This window comes from Terriglobus sp. YAF25, from assembly GCF_052113305.1.
Taxonomy (GTDB): Bacteria; Acidobacteriota; Terriglobia; order Terriglobales; family Acidobacteriaceae; genus Terriglobus.
The window spans coordinates 1-3515 of sequence record NZ_JBFRCY010000789.1; the positions used below are offsets into that span (position 1 = coordinate 1).

Sequence of the window (3515 nt, forward strand, 5' to 3'; positions counted from 1 at the left end):
CCGTGAAACCAGCGGGCTTCGGAGACAAGGCGACTGCCTGGCAGCAGATTCCACGCAGCTTCCTTGTCGGCTCGACGCTTGGCCGTGAGGAGATCCTTCATCTTCTGGAAGACCGGCTGCTGGACTACGATGCAACCGTCGAGCGCTGTGTTCCCGGCGAGATCGCTGGTGTTGTCAAAGCTCTTCTTGAAAAGCGCGGTAAGTCGAGGATGGCGATTCCTGAGGGGATGGAGCCTGCATGGCTGCCCAATGAGGGAGTCGACTTCGTTGTCGATCGCGAATTGCCCTTCAGCGAACTGGATCTCGTAGACGGTGTGATGACCGGTTGTACTGTCGCTATTGCCGATACCGGCAGCATCGTTGTCCGCAACACTTCAGGGCAGGGGCGCCGCGCCATCACACTGGTGCCGGATTATCACCTCTGCGTTGTCTTCGCGAGTGCTGTGGTGAAGACGGTGCCGGAGGCGATGCGCCTGCTGCAAACCTGGAACACCGCTCCCATTACGTTCTTTTCCGGTCCGTCTGCTACGGCCGATATCGAGATGACCCGCATCAAGGGTGTCCACGGTCCACGCTTCCTGGATGTCGTACTGGTGCTCGACTAGCGCATTTTCCTTGTCCCGAAGCAGTCGATGCCCGCTCATGCACGGCGTGAGCGGGCATTCGCGTTTTCGCGAATCTCTGCCGCGAAGATCGGATCACAGCACCGCTTCGAGAATTTTTTCGAAAAATCTTTTCCTCATCACTGGTTGACCAGCCGCAGCTCTCCTCTACAAGCTATCCGGGATTTCAGGAACAATTCCTCTGTCGAAGAGATCTGCGCGTTTATCGGTCTCGGCGGCACGGACACGGAGCAATCCGAAAAAATACCACCGCGGCCACCCTGTCATATCTTTCTGTCTGTGGTCTGACCAATGTTGGGCATTTTTCAGGCAAGGGCTGACGATTGCAAACCACTCGCATGACACGCTGCCGGGGACGGGTGTAGATTGGCCCATCGCAAGGATTTACCTGTATTTTCGCGTGTAGAATCACCGTGTCGCGCCAGGCGCGCAATCCACAAAAGCGAATCGAAACAGAGGGAAAGATGTCAGGTCTAAAGTTCTTGGAAGATCGTTGGGACGACTCAATCGCGTCGAAATTGGATGAACCGGAGCTGCTCCGTTACCGCTCCAACCTGTTGGGCTCGGACCTGCGCATCACCAACTTTGGCGGTGGCAATACCAGCTCGAAGATCGATCAGGTAGACCCGCTGACCGGCCAGACGGTCAAGGTGCTGTGGGTGAAGGGTTCGGGCGGCGACCTGGGCAGCATCAAGCGCGCCGGCTTCGCCACGCTCTACATGGATCGCCTGCTCAGCATGGAGAAGATCTATCCCGGCGTTGCTCGCGAAGACGAGATGGTCGCGATGTATCCGCTGATCACCTTTGGCAACAATCCTGTCGCCGCCTCCATTGACACCCCGTTGCACGGTTATCTGCCTTTCCCGCACGTCGACCACCTGCATCCCGACTGGGGAATTGCTCTCGCTGCCTCATCCAACGGCAAAGAGAAGATGGAGCAGTTCAATAAGGAGTTTGGTCACAAGCTGGCGTGGGTTCCGTGGCAGCGTCCTGGCTTTGAGCTGGCCATGATGCTGAAGCGCGCTGTGGAAGCAAATCCCGGCTGCGACGGCATCATCCTCGGCGGGCACGGTCTGTTCACCTGGGGTAACACACAGCGTGAGAGCTACCTGAACACCATCACGATCATCGATCAGATCGGCCAGTTCATCGAGAAGCACGCTGTTGCGAAAAACGTTCCGGCCTTCGGCGGAGCAACGTTCCAGAGCCGTGATGATCGCGCTGACATCGCGAAGAAGATCTTCCCGGTGATCCGCGGCGCCGTTTCGCGCAAGCAGCGCTGGATCGGTACCTACTTTGAGGGCGCGGACGTGCTGGAGTTTGTGAACTCCTCGCAGGCCAAGAAGTTGGCTCATCTGGGTACGAGCTGCCCCGATCACTTCATCCGCACCAAGATCCGACCGATGTATCTCGTCTATGAGAACTACGTGGCTCTGCCGCCCAGCGAGGCTTTCCGCATCGAGTACTGGGCCCTGGAAGAAGCCAAGATTCGCCGCATGCCTCCTGAGAAGGAGCTGAGCCGCCGCGTCGCTCTGGTGGTCGGTGGTGGTTCGGGTATTGGCCGTGAGGTCGCGCTGCTGGCTGCCGAGCGCGGAGCACACGTCGTCGTCGCTGACCGAGATGTCACCGGAGCTGAGAAGGTTGCTGAAGAGTGCAAGGCTATCGCCGGTAAGGAAGTCGTCACCTTCGCTTCCATTGATATTCGCGACCGCAATGCCATTCGCGCAGCTCTCGATGTCACCATCGAGAAGTTCGGCGGTCTCGATATCCTGATCARCACCGCGGCTATCTTCCCGTCCTCGCCTGATGGCGTCGTCAGCGATGCACAGTGGGCTCTGACGCTGGAGATCAATGTCACGGCGAACTATCTGCTCACCGATGAGGCGCAGAAGGTCCTGGCGAAGCAGGGACTGGATGGCAGCATGGTGCTGACCAGCTCTGCCAATGCAGTCGTTGCCAAGAAGGGAACGGAAGCGTATGACGTTTCCAAGGCGGCGCTCAGCCACCTGGTGCGTGAGCTTGCTGTTACCTACTCGCCGAAGATCCGTGTCAACGGCATCAGCCCGGCAACGGTTGTGAAGGGATCAACGATGTTCCCGCGCGATCGCGTGAAGGCGTCGCTCGCCAAGTACAACATCGCTTTCGAAGAGAACGAGACGGATGACGGCCTGCGCAACAAGTTGGCTGGTTTCTATGCGAAGCGCACGTTGACTCACGTCCCGATCGATCCGAAGGACTGCGCCGAGGCGATCCTCTTCCTGGCTGGTCCAAAGACTCCGGTAACCACTGGCCATCTGATTCCGGTCGATGGCGGTCTGGTGGAGGCTTATCTCCGTTGAGACGCACCGCACCTAAAACCCTTCGCCCTTCCGATACCCGCGCCTTGGTTGCAGTTGACCTTGGCGCGGGTAGCTGTAGGGTCTCTCTGCTTCGGTGGGTTGAGAACAAACCGCAGATCTCCCTGGTGCATCGCTTCGCCAATGCGCCGCGTGAGGTCAACGGCGGCCTGTTCTGGGACCTGACAATGATTACCGAGGGACTCGAAGCCGGTTTACGCAAGGCGGCTGAGATCGCTACCGAAGGTGTGCGCGCCATCGCTGTGGACGGCTGGGCCGTCGACTACGTGCGTGTAGACACGTCGGGCAATCCTCTTGGTGATCCATACTGCTATCGCGATGAGCGGACGATCAAGTCCGAGAAGTCTGTGCATCGTCGCTGCAGTCCCGATCGCATGCGTGAGCTGACGGGTATTCAGCTCATCCGCATCAATACCCTCTACCAGCTTCATGCCGATCAACTCGCCGGCCTTCCTGAAGGCGATCAGTGGATGAATCTGCCGGAGTACTTCCTCTCGCGATGGGGAGGAGCTCGTGTTGCCGAGCTGACCAACGC

Annotated in this window: 3 protein-coding genes; all 3 read left to right on the plus strand. The window is 58.6% G+C overall.

Going from position 1 to position 3515, the window contains the following annotated elements:
* Positions 1–605: LutC/YkgG family protein (locus AB4043_RS23705; RefSeq protein ID WP_442308280.1), on the plus strand; the 605-nt coding region annotated here is incomplete at its 5' end.
* A 482-nt stretch (positions 606–1087) separates the two neighbouring features.
* The gene (locus tag AB4043_RS23710) at positions 1088–2962 is read left to right on the plus strand and encodes a bifunctional aldolase/short-chain dehydrogenase (protein ID WP_442308281.1); all 1875 of its coding nucleotides are present in this window, start codon (positions 1088–1090) and stop codon (positions 2960–2962) included.
* A partial coding sequence (locus tag AB4043_RS23715; protein WP_442308282.1) for an FGGY family carbohydrate kinase occupies positions 2959–3515 on the plus strand: 557 nt, incomplete at its 3' end. The genes AB4043_RS23710 and AB4043_RS23715, both read left to right, overlap by 4 nt.